The sequence below is a fragment of the Terribacillus saccharophilus genome, assembly GCF_002272745.1.
Classification (GTDB): Bacteria; Bacillota; Bacilli; order Bacillales; family Amphibacillaceae; genus Terribacillus; species Terribacillus saccharophilus_B.
Window position 1 is genome coordinate 25,733 of the sequence record NZ_NPBD01000013.1, and the last position, 19,903, is coordinate 45,635.

Below are 19,903 nucleotides of genomic sequence, written 5' to 3' on the forward strand. Positions count from 1 at the left end.
AAGTATATATCTCACATAAAACACACTGAAGACATACCTGCCATGTATTCTGGTACAGCTTTTACTAGAAATATTTTGGAGGGGGAAAATGAAAAAGCCAAAGAAATGGATAGTAGTTATTGTTTTATCGATTATGGCTATAGTAATAATCGCTGGCATAACTTTATATAATTTCATAGATGTAAACCTAAATGAATTGAATGGAAAAGGAACAATAGTTAGCGCAGTTGAATCACCAGGTAAACGCTATGTTGCGGAGATTAGATTAATTGATGAGAACGGCAATGCCACCACTCCTATAGGACAAGCAGTAAGTATTACATCTCAAGGTAAAGACCAAATCCAATTTAAAAATGAAACAGTTTATTGGGAAATACATTCGGATAGTGAAGTATCAAAAGTGAATTGGCTGAATGAAGATACTATTGAGATAAATAAAATTGAAATTGATATAAATGATAAGGATACTTATTATAACTGGCAGCATGATAATGAGGAATAACTAATTGTAGGAGCCGAACCTTTATGGAGTGGCTCTTTTCTTATAGATTAGAGTATATGTAAATAATCATAAAGATTAATAAGCTAAGCATCATTTAACCGCAAAATTTCTGCCGTATCTTTAGCTTGTTTTTATGCTCGATAAGCTTGTATAGCTGCGTGACGATGAGAAGACAAAGGGGAGTAAGCTTAATACATGATTTAATTACATGTCTAACGCTCCTTAAATATATAGGGTCTGGTAAACAGCCAGCCCTTTTTAATTTGGCAGAACTCCCAGTACTGTATTAAGGTTGTTATCCCAATCTTGTAACGAAGGACATACAACTTTTGTACCCAATCACCAGTCAAAATGTAAGCGCTTTAATATAAAATGGAATCAGGAGGTGAATCCAATGATGCTAGACAAGCGGCCATCCATCTTGCTTGAGCAGCTTATCCGTTTACAGCACATTACATTGCAACAGCTCATGGATCTCACTCAATTATCAAGAAGGCAGCTGACTTATGATTTAGAAAAGCTGAATGACTGGCTTACAGCAGAGAAGCTGCCACAGATCTTATATAAAGGTACACAGCTCATTCGTGTTCCCGAGGAGGTGGTGCAGTGTTATCAGAAGAAGCAGCTGATACAAAATGGTCAGCAGCTTATTTTAACAGAAGAAGATCGATTGCTTCTTCTTTACCTGTATTTGTTCATAAGGGAGGAGCCTGTATCATCCTACCATTTAACACATGTGCTCCAAGTTAGCAAAAATACAGTAGTTGCAGATATCAAACGTGCCAATAAGCGGATTAATCCATTCTTAGTAGAGATTCGTTATACAAGACAGAATGGCTATCATCTTAGGGGGTCCGAAGCGGATAAAAGAATTTTGGTGCAAAATCATCTGGCGAAGATGCTGCAAAATCCCGCTTTTCCGACAATAGTAAAACATCTCACAGCACATTTAAAAGATGTGACGGCAAAAGATGTGCAAGATTTATTGCAGATGATGGAAAAGGATTTCGGGCTTCAGTTCGTGGAGGAAAGGCTGGATCATTTCACTTATTTTTTAGTGCTGTATGCCTGTCGACTTCGTGAAGGAAAAACAGTCCGTTTCCATGAAGACGAAATTCTCAATATGAAACAGGATGCTATGTGGGAAGTGACACTCTCAGTTTTTGAGAAGCTTCAACTGCCACTTGATGAAAATGAAGTATGTTATTTCAGCATCCACTTGCTTGCTCTTTCATTAGGTCAAATTCAGCAGGAAAGCAATACGCGAGATTTGCTGTATAGATTGTGCGAACAATTGGTTTTGGATTTCGAGAACAAGGCTGCTGTCGTTTTCGAACGAAGGGCTAATGTCGTACGCACCCTCTATCAGCATATGAGACCAGCCTACTATCGAATGAAATATCGGATTCCGATACACAACCCACTTTTACAACAGATAAAAAATCAACATGAAGAACTGTATCTGATTGTACAAGAGCTGATGCAACCGGTGGGAGATTTACTGAACATTGTAATTCCGGAAGAAGAGTTGGGCTTTATTACGATTCATTTCGGCGCATTATTGGAAAAGCCAACACAGCAAATGCCAAGAAAGAAAAGAGCTCTAGTCGTCTGTGCGAGCGGTATAAGTTCTTCCTTGATGGTCAAATACATGCTCGAATCACTATTTTCTGAGATTGTGGTCGAAGATACATGCTCACTTCGTCAATTCGAACAGAAGACTGCAATGGATTATGATGTCATCTTCTCAACAATTGATTTACAGTCCAGCATCCCATGCTTTCATGTAAAACCAATCATGTCCCCTACTGAAAAAAGTGCTTTAGTCAATGGAGTGTATGAAACATTATTCGGTATCCAATACGATGGCGTATCAGTAAGAGAGCTTCTTCAGGAAATAAGTCGATATGCCACCATCCATGATGAGAAACAATTAGAAAACATGTTGCGGACACTCCAGTTCCATCGAAAAACAGAACGCAGAAAGGAGAATCAGCCAGTGTTACAAGACTTGTTACATGAAGATACAATCCAACTCGCTGAAAGTTTACCAAGCTGGCAAGATGCCATTGCTAGCGTTGCCAAGCCTCTGCTGCAAAATGCTTCTATCTCGCAATCTTATGTAGAGGCCATGATAGAAAATATAGAAAAACTGGGGCCATATGTAGTAATAGGACCGGATGTTGCCATACCACACGCCAGACCGGAATCCGGTGTGCATGCAGTAGGAATGAGCTTTCTCCGGTTGAAGGAGCCTGTCTATTTTTCTGCAGATCATACCAAAGGAGTTAGATTGTTATTTTGTATTGCAGCAATCGACAATAAAACCCATTTAAGAGCACTATCGCAGCTGACCAAGCTGCTTAGTGATAAAGAAAATGTCACGACATTGATTGAATCCGAAAGTAAGGAAGAAATACTTGCATTGTTTAAGAGTTATTCAACAATAGCTTAAAAATTGGAGGAGTAATTATGAAGATATTAGCAGTTTGCGGCTCAGGACTAGGAAGCAGCTTTATGTTGGAGATGAATGTTCAGCAGATTCTATCGGAGTTAGGTGTCACAGGGGTAGAGGTGAGTCATTCAGATTTGAGCTCTGCGACGCCTGATGATGCGGATTTGTTTATTGCTGCCAAGGATATTGCAGACGGCATGCATCACTTAGGTGAAGTGATCGTGATTGACAGCATTATCGATATGGATGGAATTAAAGCAAAGCTGCAAGAGGTTCTTCAACAGAAGGGCATCATTTCCTAAAGAGCAGAGGAGGAGAATACAATGGTCGAAAGATTTCTGAAGCTGGTTATCGACATTCTTAGCACGCCGGCGGTATTGGTCGCATTGATTTCCTTGGTTGGGCTAATCATCCTGAAGAAGCCGCTGAGTGAGATTATTAAAGGGACGACAAAAACATTCCTTGGTTTCTTGGTAATATCTGCTGGTGCGAATATCATTGTTGGTTCACTTGACCCGTTCGGACAAATGTTCCAGCATGCTTTCAATGTAAATGGTGTAGTACCTAATAATGAAGCAATCGTAGCGATGGCACTGACGGAATATGGAAGTACAACTGCATTTATTATGTTCTTTGGTATGTTAGCCAATATTCTGATCGCGCGTTTTACTAGATTGAAATTCATCTTCCTTACAGGTCACCACACGCTGTATATGGCCTGTATGCTGGCTGTAATCCTTGCAGTATCAGGATTGAAGGGAGTTCCGCTCATCATTGTTGGTTCTTTGGCACTTGGGTTGATCATGGCTGCTTTTCCCGCAATCTGTCAGCCGTTCATGCGGAAAATCACAGGTAACGACAATGTGGGGTTTGGTCATTTCTCCAGCTTAGGCTATGCACTTTCCGGAGTGGTAGGCAAAGTTGTCGGGAAGGGATCCAGATCTACAGAAGACATCAAGTTTCCGAAAGGGTTAGGCTTCCTGCGAGATAGTTCAGTTACGATCTCGCTTACGATGGTTGTCCTTTATGTCATCATTGCACTATTTGCTGGTCCGGGATATGTGGAAGGAGAATTGAGCGGAGGCACTCACTATATCGTCTTCTCTATCATCCAAGGTGTTACGTTTGCAGCAGGTGTATTTGTCATCCTTACAGGAGTGCGTCTTGTGCTAGCTGAAATTGTTCCAGCTTTCAAAGGTATATCTACAAAGCTTGTTCCGAATTCTAAACCAGCACTGGATTGCCCAGTTGTTTTCCCTTATGCACCGAATGCAGTTCTTATAGGATTCTTCTGCAGCTTCCTGGGAGGAATCGTTGGCATGGTGGCACTTGGTCTTGCAGGAGCGGTTATTATTTTGCCGGGCGTTGTACCGCACTTCTTTACAGGAGCTACAGCTGGTGTTTTTGGAAATGCAACTGGCGGAGTGAGAGGCGCAACCATCGGAGCATTCGCGAATGGTCTGTTGATTACTTTCCTTCCGGTATTTTTGATGCCGGTACTAGGAGATTTAGGGTTCGCTAGTACGACTTTCTCAGACGCAGACTTTGCGGCTTCTGGCATCGTACTTGGACAGGTGGCGAAAATGTTCGGCGCAGCAGGTGTCACCGTAACGGTTGTTGGTCTCGTCTTGTTGGCTGTTGTCTTCGGATTGTTCAAACGCAATAAAAAGACAAATGACTCCAATCAGATTGGTGCCTAATAGATGCTGAACAGGAAGGAAGAAGATATATGATGGATTTAGAGAAGGTAGAGAGGTTCCGGGATGAAATCAGATTGAAGACACTTCAAGAGCTTCATCATTTGGGGTTTGGTCACTATGGAGGAAGCTTATCTATCGTTGAAACGTTAGCAGTGCTTTACGGGGAGGTGATGCAAGTTGATCCGAATGATCCAACATGGGAAGATCGAGACTACTTCGTTTTATCCAAGGGCCATGGCGGCCCAGGGCTTTATGCGGCGCTTGCAGTAAAGGGTTATTTTCCTGAAGAGATGCTGTATACACTAAATCAAAACGGTACGAAGCTGCCTTCTCATCCAGACAAAAACCTGACGCCAGGAGTGGATATGACAACGGGTTCGCTCGGGCAAGGTATATCAGCTGCTGTTGGGGTTGCATTATCTCATAAGCTCTCCGAACGGAAGAACAAGACATTCTGTATCGTAGGTGACGGAGAGCTGAACGAAGGCCAATGCTGGGAGGCTTTCCAATTCGCTGCCCATCATAAACTGCACGACTTATTTGTTTTCATTGATGATAATAAGAAGCAGTTAGATGGTCCAACAAAAGATATCATTGACCCTATTGATTTTGCTGCAAAGATGGATGCCTTTGGCTTTTATACTTGCAAAGTGGATGGAAGTGACGTAGCAGACATCCATCAAGCAATCTCGCGAGGTATTACTCAAAAGGAAAAACCAGTAGCCATCATCTTGGACACTATCAAAGGGCAGGGAGTCCGTTATTTGGAGGAGTTGGCTGATAATCACCACATCAGACCGAACGAATCAGATACTGCGGCAATTGAACAAGCAATCTATGAGCTGGAAACGAAACTGAAGCAGGAGGTGAGAGGATGATTTCGACTGTTTATGAAAAAGAAAAACGAGAGATGCGCCAAGTCTACGCTGAAACCATTCTAGAACTGGCAAAAGCAAACCCGGAAGTTATAGCTCTGGAAGCTGACTTGATGAGTGCTATCACAACGAATAAAATCAAAGCAGAAATACCAAATCAACTCATCAACAGCGGCATTATGGAAGCAAACATGATGGGGGTTGCAGCTGGTTTATCTCTTACAGGGAAGATTCCTTATGTGCACACTTTCGGCCAGTTCGCTACTAGAAGGACATTTGATCAGCTATTTGTTTCCGGCGGATATGCCAAGACAAATATTAAAATCCTCGGGTCAGATGCAGGGATTACTGCAGAGCATAACGGCGGTACTCATATGACATTTGAGGATATTGGTCTCATGAGGCTGGTTCCACAAGCGCATGTTTATGAAGCTAGTGATTCTACCATGCTTGGGTATCTACTGCGACGTATTGAAAAAGAGCACGGTGTTCACTACATCCGTACAATCCGGAAGAATGCCATCAAGCTTTACGAAGAAAACGAAACCTTTGAAGATGGAAAAGGAAAGCTGCTGCGGGACGGGGAAGACATTACTATCATTGCAACAGGAATTATGGTTGCAGAAGCTTTGCGAGCAGCGGATATTCTCGAACAGCAAGGGATCCACGCGGCTGTCATAGATATGTATTCTATCAAACCGATTGATGCAGATTTGATCACAGAATATGCCCAAAAGACAAAAGCAATTGTAACAGCGGAAAATCATAATGTGATCGGCGGATTAGGTAGTGCGGTCTCGGAAGTATTAGCTGAGAATCACCCTGTGCCGATGTATAGAATAGGCGTGCGTGAACAATATGGGCAAGTTGGAAAAGTTGATTATTTGAAGGCTTATTATAAGCTCACAAATACAGATATCGTTGAAGCTGTACAAAGGCTTTTAGAGAAGCAACTGGATGTCACTCACTGAGAATGAAGAAGTTTATAACAGAATGTAAGATAAAGGCTGTCGTTATAAAGCGATAGCCTTTATCTTTTGACTGCCCTCCAAATCGTCCACTTATCATTCCACAATATCCCTTTCCTCTGTGATACAATCGTTTATATACAGAGTCAACTTCTCCAGTTCGTCATCCTCCAAAGCATGCAGGATGCTTCTCCCCAATCTGGCGCGAATGTCTGCCAGCAGTTTTTCTTTCGATATATGTATTTGACGAACTTCCCATAATGTATGTTTCTCTATGTCATGAAAGCCGCAATCTTCTAGATCTTTCATAACTTGAGCGGATGTATGTCTTCTGCTGATTTCCATCTCTGCGAGTCTTGGAAAACACGAGAAGAAGTATCCTCTAATATGCTCAGGGCTTCCAGGCAGCAGGCAATCTTCTGGTGTGCGGTCCTGAATGAGCAATACTCCGCCGGGTCGCAGTATACGATGCGCTTCTGTGAAACAAGGCTGCAGCTCTTGTAAGTGATGAATCAATGCGCGTTCCAGAATCAGGTCGCAGCTCGCTGATTCTAACCCAGTTACTTGAGCGTCCCCCTTGTGGAAACGAATTCCTTCCCGACCGCGACAATTCTCTGCTGCTGCCTCGAGCATGACTTCTGATGAATCTACTCCTGTTACAAGAGGTATACCTATCTCATTCAAAGCTTTTGTATAAATTCCACCTCCGCAGCCGATATCCAATGCATGATTTACTTGTTTGTTATCCAATATGTTCTTAATCAAATTGATCCAGGATGGAGCTGCTCGTCTGGAGGTGTAGGAATATTTATTAATTTGTGCATGGAAATCCATAACCTATCTCCGCCTATTCGTTTGATAGTATATAATTTCCATAATAATAACTTTATCTCCTGCTGCGAATCCAGAAATCCAGAAAGGGTGAAAGGAAGTGACATGTCTCAAGCATAATAACCATACGTATACGAGAATAGAAAATAAAGAGCTGCTAACAAGGCGGCTAGCGGAATTGTGACTCCTAGAATATTTGAACGTTCCCAGGGTTCTTTTGGGTCTGTATAACCTTTATACAGCAGATATATTAGTAAACCGATCATCGGTACAAACAGTAAATGACGGATATCTGCAATCCATTCATTATTCACAATCCAATTGATGTTAGGTGTCGTAGCTGTATTATAAGCATTTTCAATGCGCTCTTTAACTATAACAAAAAGGGAACCAAGTACTAGATAGTAAATAATGAATATACCCTTAACGGGTTTATTTAAGTAGCGCGTGAAGATGATGACCGCTAAAAATAAGACAAGCAGTATTGTGATCAGAATATATTCCTCCATGACGTATTCTCCTTTCAGGTGTTAATACATTCATAAAGATAGAATGATAATGTGAAATTACCCCAATGAATCAATATGTGAGACAAATGAGCTTGAAGGATGAATCTTCAGCGCTTCCTAATCACTTCCCATTTTCACTGCCAGTCATTCAAAAATTAGGCAAACTTTCTTTCCATCCGAATGTCACGTATATAATCGGGGAGAATGGCATGGGCAAATCGACCTTACTCGAGGCAATTGCAGTAGCGCTCGGTTTCAACCCCGAGGGTGGTTCAAGGAATTTCTCCTTCTCAAGCTATGAATCACATTCCAATTTGCATGAACAAATCCGCATAGTCCGGGGAGGAAATCGGCCGCGTGATGGATACTTCTTTCGAGCAGAGACTTTCTATAATGTAGCTACTAATATCGAGGAGATGGATCGGGAGGGCTACGGGCGAAAAATCATTGATTCCTACGGTGGAAAATCCCTTCATGAGCAGTCCCATGGAGAAGCATTTTTCGCAGCTTTCATGGAGCGATTCTCTGAAAATGGATTATACATACTAGATGAACCAGAGGCAGCTCTATCACCGATTCGCCAGCTGTCGATGCTTGCTAGAATCGATGAGCTAGTGGAAAAAGGCTCGCAGTTTATCATCTCGACACATGCTCCGCTGTTAATGGCTTATCCGGATTCGAAAATTCTCCTGCTGGATGCAGAAGGAATAGAAGAAGTCCAGCTGGAAGCGACACAGCATTACAGCATAATGAAGCAGTTTTTCGAGGACAGAGGCAGACTTTTACATCATTTGTTCCGAAAATAATCAGTGCAGTTACAAAGAAAATTGAGCATAATTATTTATAAGAATATCTGTGATTGAATTTTTGAGAGGTGAGCCTGCATGACAAATACTGAAAAAAATCCTAAGGTAGATGAATTCTTAAGTAAAGCTAAACAATGGAAAGAAGAGTTTGTAAGCCTAAGAAATATTATCCTCGGCTGTGAGCTGACGGAAGAATTCAAGTGGAATCATCCTTGTTACACGCTCGAGGGGAAAAACATCGTTTTAATACATGGGTTTAAAGACTATTGTGCACTTTTGTTTCACAAGGGTGCTTTATTAAAAGATACTCATGGGGTTCTGATACAGCAAACAGAGAATGTACAAGCAGCGCGCCAAATTAGGTTCACCACTAATCAGGAAATAGTTGAAATGGAAACTATCATTAAATCTTATATTCATGAGGCTATTGCAGTTGAAAAAGCCGGTTTGAAAGTGGATATGAAAGAGCACGCAGAATACATAGTTCCTGTAGAACTGCATAATAAATTTGAGGAAGTCCCTGCTTTGAAAGCTGCCTTTGAAGCATTAACTCCAGGGAGGCAAAGAGCATATATATTCCATTTTTCTCAAGCTAAGCAGGCCAAAACAAGAGAGGCGAGAGTTGAAAAATATATGCAGCAAATCCTCGCTGGTAAGGGTTTGAATGATAAATAATTATAGGTTGTAGTATATAAAAAAAAATAGCTTTTCAAGGGAGAGGTAGACCAATGAATATTCTCAAAGCATCCTTACAAGACATAAAAGAAGCAGCTATTCTTTTCAATCAATACCGGCAGTTTTACAAGCAAGCGCATGATCTAAGCGGAGCAGAAGCATACATAACAGAAAGACTGGAGAAAGGTGATTCCGTCATTTTCCTCGCAAAGGATGGAGATAATTATGTAGGTTTCACTCAGCTATATCCTACTTTTTCTTCTATCGGGATGAAACGTGCATGGATACTGAATGACTTATATGTAGCGGAAAGTGCCAGGAAAGAAGGGGTTGGAGAAAAATTACTCAATGCAGCGGAAGCTTTTGCAAGGGGAACCGGTGCTGGAAGTATCGCACTTAGTACTGCTCCGGACAACGAGAAGGCGCAGCGTCTTTATGAACGAAAAGGATACGAGCGGGACGAGCAGTTCTATCATTATGAGCTAAGCTTGTAGAGGAGGACGTTGGGAATGATTATCGATGTGCTGCAGCACGTTCCGTTTGAAGATCTTGCTGCTATAAAGGATTGGGGAGAAGACAGCGGTCATAGCTTTCGTGTCCACCATCTCTACGATAAAGCCGTGCTTCCAGACGCACAAGATATTACCCTGCTCATCATACTTGGCGGGCCGATGAGTGCCAATGATGCTGATCACTGGATAGAGGAGGAGCGTTCACTGATTCTTCAGCTTATTGATCAGCAAAAGCCTATTTTCGGTATTTGTCTAGGTGCGCAGCAAATTGCGAAGGCATTAGGAGCGACCGTTTTTCAGGGGGAGCAGAAGGAAGTAGGATGGCATCCAATCCAAACTGTAACGACTCATTTTCCCTTCATTCCTGATAAAATGACTGTCTTCCACTGGCATGGGGAACAATTCTCTTTACCTCACGGTGCTATACGACTTTTCGGAAATGAAGTGTGCGAGAATCAGGGCTTTATTTACAGAGATAACGTTATTGGACTGCAATTCCATTTTGAAACGACTAGAGAAAGTATGGAGAAATTGATAGTGCATGATAAGGATTATGTAGATGATGGCATGTTCGTCCAAAGTGAGGAAGTAATGAAGACATCGGAGCTTCCAGCGGAGAATGTTGATGTACTTTATAAATTGCTGGATCACATGGCGCAGCCTGCAAGAGGTGCTGTCTGAATGGAATGCAGCTGTAAGAAAACAATGCATATTCTTTTAGAAGCTGATTTTACAGATCCTGTATGGTGTGCGAATTGCAGAGAGAATCTTGATTTGGATGATTTTCCAGTGTCAGCGGCTTTAAAACAGAGGATAGAGAGCTGGGCAGAAGGCTATGGAAAATGGCTGGACTGGGAACGTGACAAATTAAAACCTGATGCAGTAAAGGTAGAAGAAGATTTTAACAACGAAGGCAGGTTATTGTCTGACGCAGTACAGCAGGATCTTCATGACTTTACTATCACCTTCAGACCTTCACGGCTTAGTTCGTTGTATATGTAAAAAAGCTGCCAGCCAATTACGGCTGACAGCTTTTTTGTCATAGCTCCAATTCCAATCCTTCTTCAGCAAGAAAGAATCCGCGCTTTCTTACGCTTTGGTATTCCTGGCTATCTGGATCTAGTACAGGGTTCGAATGATTGAGATGGGTCAGATAGACTTTTGTTCCGACTGTATCGACAACATTTTGAAGCCTGTCCATTGTCTCCATAATCGGCGGATGAGGGATTTGACTGATATCCCGGCCGACTCCGGCAACTTCCTGCTTGCTGTAGAATGTCGCGTCCACAATAACGAACTCAACAGTTTTTGCTATTTCTGCGATATCATTCTCCCATTCTTCCCAGGAATCAATATCCGGAATGTACAATGCTTTTTTGTTCGGTCCCTCGATGAGGAAGCCAAACGTTTCGGAGTATTCATTCCGATGAGGGACTTCAACGGGTGTGAAACGGACATGCTCTCCAAGTTCTTGGGCCTTGTCAGCATAAATGGTTTTTGTAACGATATTCTTCAAACCTACCAGCTGACTCCATGGAGCATCGCTAGCTAATAGCTGCGACATCCTTTCGCTTGCATAAACAGGCAATTCAGACGTAGACATACCTTCTTTTCCTAAGAAAAGCAAACCGGGATAATGTCCTGCATGTGCATGCGTCAAGATAATGCTGTCCATAATGCCTGCATTTGGATAAGCTTGCTGCACACTGTACAGCTGCTCTCGGAAATCTGGTGTTGCATCAATCATGTGCCATGTGGAATCATCTGTGATGATTGCCAAGCTCGCGGCATAATGGCGAAGTGTAAGATCTGCGTGAGCACGTCGGCAATTGGCACAATAACAGTTTGCCTGTGGAACGCCGGCATCTTGTGCACTGCCTAAAAACCGTAGCTTGATGGTATTAGCCTGCATGTTTGACACCTTCTTCTTTTGCATCATCTTTTTTAGTGATTGACAATCCTGTGTATCCGTAAATCACGTTGATGAGCGGTACTAAGAAAATAAAGAAAGCGTACGGGATGTAATCATAAGGGCTAACACCTAGAACGCCTGCAGCAAAGAATGCGGGAACACTCCAAGGCACCATGTTGATACCGACGGCACCAGCAGCCTCGACACAGCGTGAAAGATTCTTCGCTGCCAAATTACGATCCTCAAAGGCTTGCTTGAAGGTACGGATTGGCAGAATGACTGCCAAGATCTGTGCACCTGTTGCAAAACCAACGACTAGTGCAGAAAGCACGGTGCTTCCTATTAAGGAACCGGTGCTTTTCACGCGATTGATGAACGTCTCTGTGATTGTCTTCAGAACTCCGATATCCTCCAGCATACCGCCGAGTGCAGTTGCGACCAATACGAGCCCGATTGTTCCCATCATGGATGTGATACCACCGCGATGAAGCAGATTATTCAAACTTTCCAAGCCAGTATCGCCGCTGTAACCGTTTGTCATGGCGCCAATGATATCAGATACAGATGCACCTTGAACGATATAAGCAAGAATAGCTCCTATGAAACTTATCAGTACCAAAGATGGTAAAGTAGGATATTTCTTAATCAAAGCAACTACAGTCAAAAGCGGTACAAGTAAAAGCAAGGGATGAATGACAAATGTATCTGCCAAATGCGTATTAATCGTACGAATTTCCTCAATACTTTTTACTTCACCTGCATAGTTCAATCCAACGATCCAATAAATCAGTACCGATAGTAAGAATGCCGGTATAGTATCCCATAGCATATGTCGGATGTGACTGAATAGATCAACACCTGCCATAGATGCGGCCACGTTCGTTGTTTCCGATAAAGGTGAGAATTTATCTCCAAGATAAGCTCCAGAAATAATTGCCCCCGCTACTAAAGCTAATGGAAAGCCCATGCTGTCTCCGACAGCAATGAAAGCTAATCCTACAGTTCCGATCGAAGCGAACGAGCTGCCGAGTGCCATAGAAAGAACACCAGTAGCAAGTGCCACACTCGGAATAAAAATAGAAGGATGAATAAGATCAAGACCATAATAGATAAGCGTTGGAATAACCCCGCTGCTTATCCAAGACCCGATAATAATACCGACGATGATCAGAATATAGACAGCAGGCAACGCCCTTTGGATTCCTTTGCCCATATAGGACTCGAGATCACTCCATTTGTGTCCAAGTAATATGCCTAGTACCGAAGTGACAATCAAGCTGATCATCAACGGCATGAGCATTCCCGCGTTCCAGTAGAACAGGGAGAAAAACGCAGCGACTGCGAGCGCGATTAGCGGAAGCAGCGCTTGAATGAAAAGAGGTTGTTTCTGCGTCATGATAAATTCCTTTCTGAGAACGTATTAAATTTTTTGGATGTTCTCTTGTTATATATTCTTACAATGATAATTGTCAGTGTTATAAGTGTCAACGTAACAATAAAATTTAGAATAGTAGGAATTTAAATCTTTCAATCCTGAGAATAAGGAGGAAAGCAGGGCATATAATCCGTTATAGGTGTTGGGCTAGCCCTGACGTTTCTTTTTTGATTTATTTGTATGCGCTTTCATTTTATGGTAAAAGCAGGAATCAGGAGGAGGAGTTGTAGATGTGGAAGAGTGCTAAGGGTGTATGTGTGTTCATGCTTATTTTCATTCTAGTCACGATGGCAGCATGCTCCAGTAATACAGAATCAGGGGATGGTAAGAAAGAACTTACTGTCGTGTATCGATCTCCTGGTTCAGTAGATTCACTGAAGAATTTTTTTGACTCAGGTGTGGTGGATGAATTTGAAAAAGAACATCCGGATATCGATGTGAAGATAACGCCAATCACAGCGAGTGAGGGAGATTATTTCTCTAAAGTTGCACTACAGATGAAGTCAGCAGAAACGGCCCCGGACGTTGTATCGGAGGATACATTCATGCTCAATTCTGATGCAAATGCCGGCTACCTTGAGCCATTGGATGATCGTCTCTCCGATTGGGGTGAATGGGATAACATTATTGAAAATCTGAAATCCGGTGTTACAGCGGAAGATGGCAAGGTGTATGGTGTTCCTTCTACTTCCGACTCTCGTGGACTTTGGTATAGCAAAGAGCTGTTCCAGGAAGCGGGATTGCCTGTACCTTGGGAACCGAAAAATTGGGATGAGGTTCTGGATGCAGCGATAACGATCAAAGAGAAGACAGACGGAGTGACGCCGCTATTTATGCAAGTCGGCAAAGCAAATGGCGAGGCAGTTTCCATGCAGACGCTGGAGATGCTGCTATATGGAACTGGCGATACACTGTACGACGATTCTGATAAAAAATGGGTCGTGGATAGTCAAGGTTTGTTGGATTCATTCAACTTTATCTCACAGGTGTACGATGTAGAGAAAGTTGGTCCTGATTTCTCTGTCGTCATGAGTGGTCAATCCGGAAACGTAGCATTCCAGCAGTTATTCCCGCAAAAGAAGCTGGCAATAGCACTTGATGGCAGCTGGAATGCCCGGAACTGGGCAGAGAACGGAGCAGCTCCGATTGAAAATGTCGAGGAGAAAATAGGATTTGCGCCTATGCCGACCCAGAATGGGCAGGAACCAGGAGCAATTACAATGAGTGGAGGCTGGGCTTGGGCAATTCCATCCAAAGCAGATATGAAGGAAGAAGCATGGGAATTCATACAATTCTTGATGGAAAAGGATAACAGCATCAATCGCTCAATGACAGATGGTAACTTGAATACTCGTACAGATGCTGTCGAAGTAGAAGAATACGTTAACCGTCCTTTTGCCAAAGAATCGCAAGCATACTTGGAAAATGCACAATTCAGACCAGCGAATGATAAATATCCAGCAGTGTCCACACAGCTGCAGACAGTAGTCGAAGCGATTGCAACCGGCAAGCTGACTCCGGAAGATGCCGTACAGCAATATAAAGCTGGAGTAGAACGTGTGGTTGGTAAAGAAAATACGAAAGTGGCTGAATAGGAAACCATCCCATCAAGGGCGCTGGAATGCCCAGCTCCCTTTGATTGGGCGGGAGAAAGGTGACGAATATGTATGCATAGAAAAGCGATACTTTTCTTGTCTCCGTCTTGGATTCTTCTTTTATTATTTTTCATAACGCCCATGTTACTGACTTTCGGTTTTGCTTTTACGAATTTGTCACTTACAGGGACCGATGCAGCCAACATTCAATTTATCGGATTCCAAAATTTCACCAATATGTTTCAAGACCCAGAATTTCGAATTAGTGTGTTCCGGACGCTTATTTTCTTACTTTTCTCTGCCGTAGTCGGACAGGTTGTATTAGGATTGATCCTTGCATTGTTAATGAAGGAGAAGCGGCGCGGTTTTCGCCGATTCATTGGTGTAATCGTAATTGCCGGCTGGGTGACGCCGGAGATTGTCGTAGCTTTTTGCTGGGTAGCTTTCCTGAGTGATGCGGGTACGTTCAATGCAATTCTGCAGGGAATTGGGTTTGAGCCGATCACCTGGTTATTCACCTTCCCGATGGTAAGTGTCATTATCGCAAACATCTGGCATGGAACTGCTTTTTCGATGATGGTTTTCCAAGCGGCACTGGACGATGTGCCAAAGTCAGTACAAGAAGCTGCCGTCATAGATGGGGCATCCCGCTGGCAGATATTTTTCCGCGTTACACTTCCAATTGTTAAAGGCTCGATAGTCACTAATATGATGCTCGTTACGCTGCAGACGCTTGGCGTTTTCACGTTGATCTACACGATGACAGGCGGGGGACCAGGTAATGCTACACAGATTCTTCCAATATTCATGTACAACCAAGCCTTCGTAAACTACCAATTCGGATATGGCACAGCCATTTCGCTAGTTCTGCTCGTAATCGGTACGGTTGCCAGTCTGCTGTACATGCGTTTTATGAAAGTAAAACTATAAGGAGGAGGGATGCAGAATGAAGGTATCGAAAAAAGAATTAGTAATTCACTATCTGGCGCTCATCTTCTTAGCTATCTGCTTTTTACTGCCTTTTTTGTGGCTCGTATTCGCTTCCTTCGATCAGCAGGCAACTCAAGCAATCAAGCTGCCAGAGAAATGGACACTGGATAACTTTACGGCTATTCTGTCAGATCCAAGTAATATCCGGTCTTTTGCAATCGGTTTGTTCATATCACTTGGGCAGGCAACAATTGTCGTGATTGTTGCTGGATTGGCCGCTTATCCGCTTTCCCGATATAGGCTGCGTTACAAGCGTTCATTCCTGCTTACCATTTTATTCATGACGTCTTTGCCGATCACAGCAGTTATGGTGCCTGTCTATCAGCTGTTTCTCTTCTTAAACATTCAGGATTCTATTATTTTCACGACGATTTTCCTTGCTGCATCAGGATTGCCGTATGCTATCTGGATGATGAAGAACTTCATGGATGCGGTGCCAATTGAACTGGAGGAATCGGCGTGGGTGGATGGTGCTTCGGTACTGACGAGTATGCGTAAAGTAGTTGGACCGTTAATGCTGCCAGGAATTTTTACGATTGCAATCTTCACATTTACAGGCAGCTGGGGAAACTTCTTTGTTCCTTATATTTTGCTGCAGACACAGGAGAAGCTTCCAGCGTCCGTGACACTGTACCAGTTTTTCGGGAATTACGGCATTATCGAGTACGGCAAATTAGCAGCGTTCTCCATGCTGTACACCATGCCATCTATCATTCTTTATATCTTTGCACAAAAATACATGTCCAAGGGCTTCAGCCTCGGCGGAGCATCCAAGGGCTAAAGGAGTGTAAGTATGTTGGGTTTGAAAGAACGTCAGCTGGAAAGAAGAATAGAAGAATTGGAGAAATACAGATATCGGGATCGGCTTGATTTGAAGCATTTTCTAGCATTAGAGGACCAAGAAAAGAAGGTGGCACCAAAAGTTCCAGGTCTGGAAGCTTTTAAAAAGAAGCTGCATATAGGTGACCATTGGAAGGGCCGAGATCGTTATCTTTGGCTGGCAAAGGAAATCGTTCTTCCTAAAGAGTGGGCAGGAAAGGAAATAGTTGGTGTGTTCGATTTCGGCAAGACTGGCGGCGGAGGAAATTCAGGCTTTGAATCGCAGTGCTATGTGAACAATGTGATGCATCAAGCGGTTGACTCCAATCACCAGGAACTTTTCTTTAAGGACGACTGGCATGATGCCCCTATCTTCCTGGCATTTCGTCTCTGGTCAGGATTGGAAGGAGGCGGCGAAAGGATAGAGCAGGAGCATCAAATAAAGCGAGCTGAACTAGCCGTTTTCGATGAGCAAGCTGATGATTTGTATTACACGGCCTTCGCCATTTATGAAACGATACGCGTACTAGACGAAAATGCTGCAGAGCGGGTTCAGCTCTTGTCGCTGCTAGACCAAACTATCCGGTTGATTGATTGGAGCTCCCCAGGAAGTGATACATTCTATCATTCTATTTATGAGGCAAATGACTTTCTCCAAAAAGGACTGGATAGCTTGGAGAGCGAATCTCCAATCACGATTCGCTGTATCGGTCACACCCATATCGATGTAGCTTGGTTGTGGCGTCTTAAACATACAAGGGAAAAAGCAGGTCGCTCTTTCTCCACTGTTTTGCGTTTGATGGAGAAATATCCTGACTATAAGTTTCTGCAAACACAGCCGCAGCTTTATAGCTATGTAAAACAAGACTTCCCGGAACTATACGCCCAGATAAAAGAAAGAATAGCTGATGGTCAGTGGGAAGTGGACGGCGCGATGTGGCTGGAAGCCGATTGTAACTTGCCTTCTGGGGAATCATTGGTACGTCAGATCTTACAGGGCGCTAAGTTTATCCAAGAGGAATTTGGAAAAGATGTTAACTACCTCTGGCTGCCGGATGTGTTCGGATATTCCTGGGCATTGCCTCAGATTCTCAGCAAAGCAGGGATCAACACATTTTTAACGTCCAAGATTAGCTGGAACCAATTCAATCGGATGCCAAATGACACATTTACATGGAAAGGGTTAGATGGAAGTGAAGTGCTGACCCAATTCATCACGACACCAGATCCATCCCCAAGGGAAAATACATGGTTCGCTACTTATAATGGTCAAATCCTGCCAGATACCGTAACGGGTACATGGGATAACTATAAAAATAAAGCACTTACGAAGGAACTGCTTCTCTCCTATGGTTACGGAGATGGGGGAGGCGGCGTAAACAGGACCATGCTCGAAATGCGAAGAAGACTGGATCGTATGCCAGGGCTGCCTAACGTCAAAACAGGTGATGTTAAAAGTTATTTCGAATCGCTGCATTATCAAACCCAGAATACATCAGAGTTCATGCCAGTTTGGGATGGAGAGCTTTATTTGGAATATCACCGCGGAACGTATACAAGTCAGGCCTACAATAAGAAAATGAACCGCAGGATGGAACTTGAACTGCGTGAAACGGAATTTTTACATGTATGGAAAGCAATTCAGATAGATGACTTTTTGAAGTATCCATCTTCAACGTTAGAAGAGGTATGGCGGACAGTATTGCGTAATCAATTCCACGACATTATTCCGGGATCTTCGATTCGGGAAGTATATGAAGATAGTGAGAAGGAGTACGAGGATGGGTATGCAAAACTTCAAGCGCTTCAGAATGATGCCGCAGCCGATTTGATTACAGATGAAAAGAAGCATACATGGAGCATTGTGAATTCTTCATCGTGGCAATTGGATGGTATTGTCAAGATAGAGACAGAGGATGACGGTGTATGGGAGGATGAAAACGGCAGCCCTTTGGCAGCTCAAAAACACAAAGGCGGCTGGCTGGTCGAAGTGCCGGCTGTACAGGGAACAGGAAGTAAGCAGGTTCATTTAAAGACCGACAAAAAAGATTCAGAACAGGATAATGAGTGGTTCCAGCTGAAGAACCGAGAGCTTGTAACTCCATTTTATGAAGCTAGGTTTAATGAATACGGTCAACTCCAGTCTCTATATGACAGGAAAGCAAAGCGTCATATAATAGCTGAGTCGGAGAATGCAAATGTGTTTCAGGTGTTTGAGGATAAGCCACTGGATTACGATGCTTGGGATATCGATTTATTTTATCAGGAGAAAAAGAAGGAAGTCACAAACCTGCTCGATTTTACTCTGAAAGAAGCAGGTCCACTGCAGCTGGTGATAGAAGCGTGCTGGCAGTACGGTAATTCGACTATTCATCAAGACATTATCTTCTATCGCAATCGGAAAGTAATTGATTTTAAAACAGAAGTAGATTGGCATGAGCGTCAGCAATTATTAAAAGTGGCCTTTCCTGTCCAAATTCGGGCTACAGAAGCAACTTACGATATCCAATACGGCAATGTCAAACGACCGACGCATTGGAATACATCGTGGGATATAGCCAGGTTCGAATCTGTTGCGCATCAATGGGTCGATTTCTCGGAGCAAAATTACGGCGTCAGTCTGCTTAATGATTGCAAGTACGGACATGACATCAAAGATCATACTATACGTCTGTCTTTGATCAAATCCGCAATTGCACCGGATATCGAACAAGACCAAGGTCACCACTTATTTTCGTATTCCCTTTACCCGCATGAAAAGGGTTGGGTAGAGGCCAATACGGTACAAGAGGCATGGAAGCTGAATCAGCCGTTCCAAGTATACAGCGGAGTAAATGACAAAGACGGAGCAAAACTATTTTCTATAGATAATCCGCATGTGCAACTGGATGCAATTAAGAAAGCAGAAGATAATGAAGACATCATCATCCGCTTGCATGAATATACCGGTGGTACACAGCAGGTGACGATACAGCCAGAGTTCAACTATACCTTTTGGGAAGAATGTGATTTGAGGGAAAGAAAAGTAGACCAAAGCCCTCAGGAAGGAAGGATAGAATTATCTTTCACTCCATATGAAATAAAGACAATTCGTATATCCAAATCATGAGAAAAGGCTGGGACATAACTAAATTCCCATTGCTTAAAATCGAATGTTATTTTTGAGCGCCGCTTCGGCAGAACACTCCGCTTTCCACGGGCACGGCCTCAGCCTCCTCGTGGAAAGTTCACCACTGCGGGGTCTTCTGCTCGTGTGTTCCCGTAGGAGTCTCCGTGTTCTGCCTACGCTAGGATGGATAACTAATCAAAAAGACCGACC

General features: G+C 43.1%; 19 protein-coding genes. 15 read left to right on the forward strand and 4 right to left on the reverse strand.

What is annotated here, in order from left to right; genetic code table 11:
- Positions 1–88 precede the first annotated feature (88 nt).
- The 6 genes from CHH58_RS13545 to CHH58_RS13570 all read left to right on the forward strand — a co-directional run bounded on the left by CHH58_RS13545 (position 89) and on the right by CHH58_RS13570 (position 6,503).
- Positions 89–502: a DUF5412 family protein gene (locus CHH58_RS13545; RefSeq protein ID WP_095230719.1), complete on the forward strand. Its 414-nt coding sequence runs from the start codon at positions 89–91 to the stop codon at positions 500–502.
- 394 nt (positions 503–896) lie between these two features.
- Positions 897–2,957: a BglG family transcription antiterminator gene (locus CHH58_RS13550; RefSeq protein ID WP_095233349.1), complete on the forward strand. Its 2,061-nt coding sequence runs from the start codon at positions 897–899 to the stop codon at positions 2,955–2,957.
- Between the two features lie 17 nt (positions 2,958–2,974).
- The gene (locus tag CHH58_RS13555) at positions 2,975–3,259 is read left to right on the forward strand and encodes a PTS sugar transporter subunit IIB (protein WP_095230717.1); all 285 of its coding nucleotides are present in this window, start codon (positions 2,975–2,977) and stop codon (positions 3,257–3,259) included.
- 21 nt (positions 3,260–3,280) lie between these two features.
- Positions 3,281–4,657: a PTS ascorbate transporter subunit IIC gene (locus CHH58_RS13560; protein ID WP_095261018.1), complete on the forward strand. Its 1,377-nt coding sequence runs from the start codon at positions 3,281–3,283 to the stop codon at positions 4,655–4,657.
- Between the two features lie 29 nt (positions 4,658–4,686).
- On the forward strand, positions 4,687–5,535 hold the full coding sequence (locus tag CHH58_RS13565; RefSeq protein WP_249275133.1) for a transketolase: 849 nt from the start codon (positions 4,687–4,689) through the stop codon (positions 5,533–5,535).
- Positions 5,532–6,503, forward strand: coding sequence for a transketolase family protein (locus CHH58_RS13570; RefSeq protein WP_095261019.1), 972 nt, complete (start codon positions 5,532–5,534; stop codon positions 6,501–6,503). The genes CHH58_RS13565 and CHH58_RS13570 overlap by 4 nt, the downstream gene beginning before the upstream one ends.
- A gap of 93 nt (positions 6,504–6,596) precedes the next feature.
- On the opposite strand, the gene CHH58_RS13575 is transcribed toward CHH58_RS13570, so the two are convergent.
- Positions 6,597–7,334, reverse strand: coding sequence for a class I SAM-dependent methyltransferase (locus CHH58_RS13575; protein ID WP_249275134.1), 738 nt, complete (start codon positions 7,332–7,334; stop codon positions 6,597–6,599).
- Between the two features lie 107 nt (positions 7,335–7,441).
- Positions 7,442–7,840, reverse strand: coding sequence for a hypothetical protein (locus tag CHH58_RS13580; protein WP_095261020.1), 399 nt, complete (start codon positions 7,838–7,840; stop codon positions 7,442–7,444).
- A 65-nt stretch (positions 7,841–7,905) separates the two neighbouring features.
- On the opposite strand from CHH58_RS13580, the gene CHH58_RS13585 reads away from it, so the two are divergent.
- From CHH58_RS13585 to CHH58_RS13605, 5 genes are all read left to right on the forward strand, one after another.
- Positions 7,906–8,646: an AAA family ATPase gene (locus tag CHH58_RS13585; RefSeq protein ID WP_095261021.1), complete on the forward strand. Its 741-nt coding sequence runs from the start codon at positions 7,906–7,908 to the stop codon at positions 8,644–8,646.
- Positions 8,647–8,724: 78 nt separating this feature from the next.
- Positions 8,725–9,321 carry a YdeI/OmpD-associated family protein gene (locus CHH58_RS13590; protein WP_095230713.1) on the forward strand — a complete coding sequence of 199 codons (597 nt, stop codon included), beginning with the start codon at positions 8,725–8,727 and terminating at the stop codon, positions 9,319–9,321.
- Between the two features lie 53 nt (positions 9,322–9,374).
- Entirely contained in the window at positions 9,375–9,815 is a 441-nt protein-coding gene (locus CHH58_RS13595; RefSeq protein ID WP_095230712.1) for a GNAT family N-acetyltransferase, read from the forward strand.
- A 15-nt stretch (positions 9,816–9,830) separates the two neighbouring features.
- Complete coding sequence (locus tag CHH58_RS13600) at positions 9,831–10,514, forward strand: type 1 glutamine amidotransferase (RefSeq protein ID WP_095262683.1); 684 nt, start codon at positions 9,831–9,833, stop codon at positions 10,512–10,514.
- Positions 10,515–10,835 (forward strand): hypothetical protein, encoded by a 321-nt coding sequence (locus CHH58_RS13605; RefSeq protein ID WP_095261023.1) that lies wholly within the window; start codon positions 10,515–10,517, stop codon positions 10,833–10,835. It begins immediately after the preceding gene.
- Positions 10,836–10,872: 37 nt separating this feature from the next.
- On the opposite strand, the gene CHH58_RS13610 is transcribed toward CHH58_RS13605, so the two are convergent.
- Together CHH58_RS13610 and nhaC are read right to left on the reverse strand one after the other, a co-directional pair.
- The gene (locus tag CHH58_RS13610) at positions 10,873–11,745 is read right to left on the reverse strand and encodes an MBL fold metallo-hydrolase (RefSeq protein WP_095261024.1); all 873 of its coding nucleotides are present in this window, start codon (positions 11,743–11,745) and stop codon (positions 10,873–10,875) included.
- Positions 11,735–13,141: a Na+/H+ antiporter NhaC gene (nhaC, locus tag CHH58_RS13615; RefSeq protein WP_095261025.1), complete on the reverse strand. Its 1,407-nt coding sequence runs from the start codon at positions 13,139–13,141 to the stop codon at positions 11,735–11,737. The genes CHH58_RS13610 and nhaC overlap by 11 nt, the downstream gene beginning before the upstream one ends.
- A gap of 269 nt (positions 13,142–13,410) precedes the next feature.
- On the opposite strand from nhaC, the gene CHH58_RS13620 reads away from it, so the two are divergent.
- The 4 genes from CHH58_RS13620 to CHH58_RS13635 all read left to right on the forward strand — a co-directional run bounded on the left by CHH58_RS13620 (position 13,411) and on the right by CHH58_RS13635 (position 19,693).
- Positions 13,411–14,775 (forward strand): ABC transporter substrate-binding protein, encoded by a 1,365-nt coding sequence (locus tag CHH58_RS13620; RefSeq protein ID WP_095261026.1) that lies wholly within the window; start codon positions 13,411–13,413, stop codon positions 14,773–14,775.
- Between the two features lie 72 nt (positions 14,776–14,847).
- The gene (locus CHH58_RS13625; RefSeq protein ID WP_095218768.1) at positions 14,848–15,705 is read left to right on the forward strand and encodes a carbohydrate ABC transporter permease; all 858 of its coding nucleotides are present in this window, start codon (positions 14,848–14,850) and stop codon (positions 15,703–15,705) included.
- 16 nt (positions 15,706–15,721) lie between these two features.
- Positions 15,722–16,546, forward strand: a complete 825-nt coding sequence (locus CHH58_RS13630; RefSeq protein WP_038558611.1) for a carbohydrate ABC transporter permease — start codon at positions 15,722–15,724, stop codon at positions 16,544–16,546.
- Between the two features lie 12 nt (positions 16,547–16,558).
- A complete protein-coding gene (locus CHH58_RS13635; protein ID WP_249275135.1) occupies positions 16,559–19,693 on the forward strand; it encodes an alpha-mannosidase in 3,135 nt (1,044 codons plus the stop codon).
- Positions 19,694–19,903 lie beyond the last annotated feature (210 nt).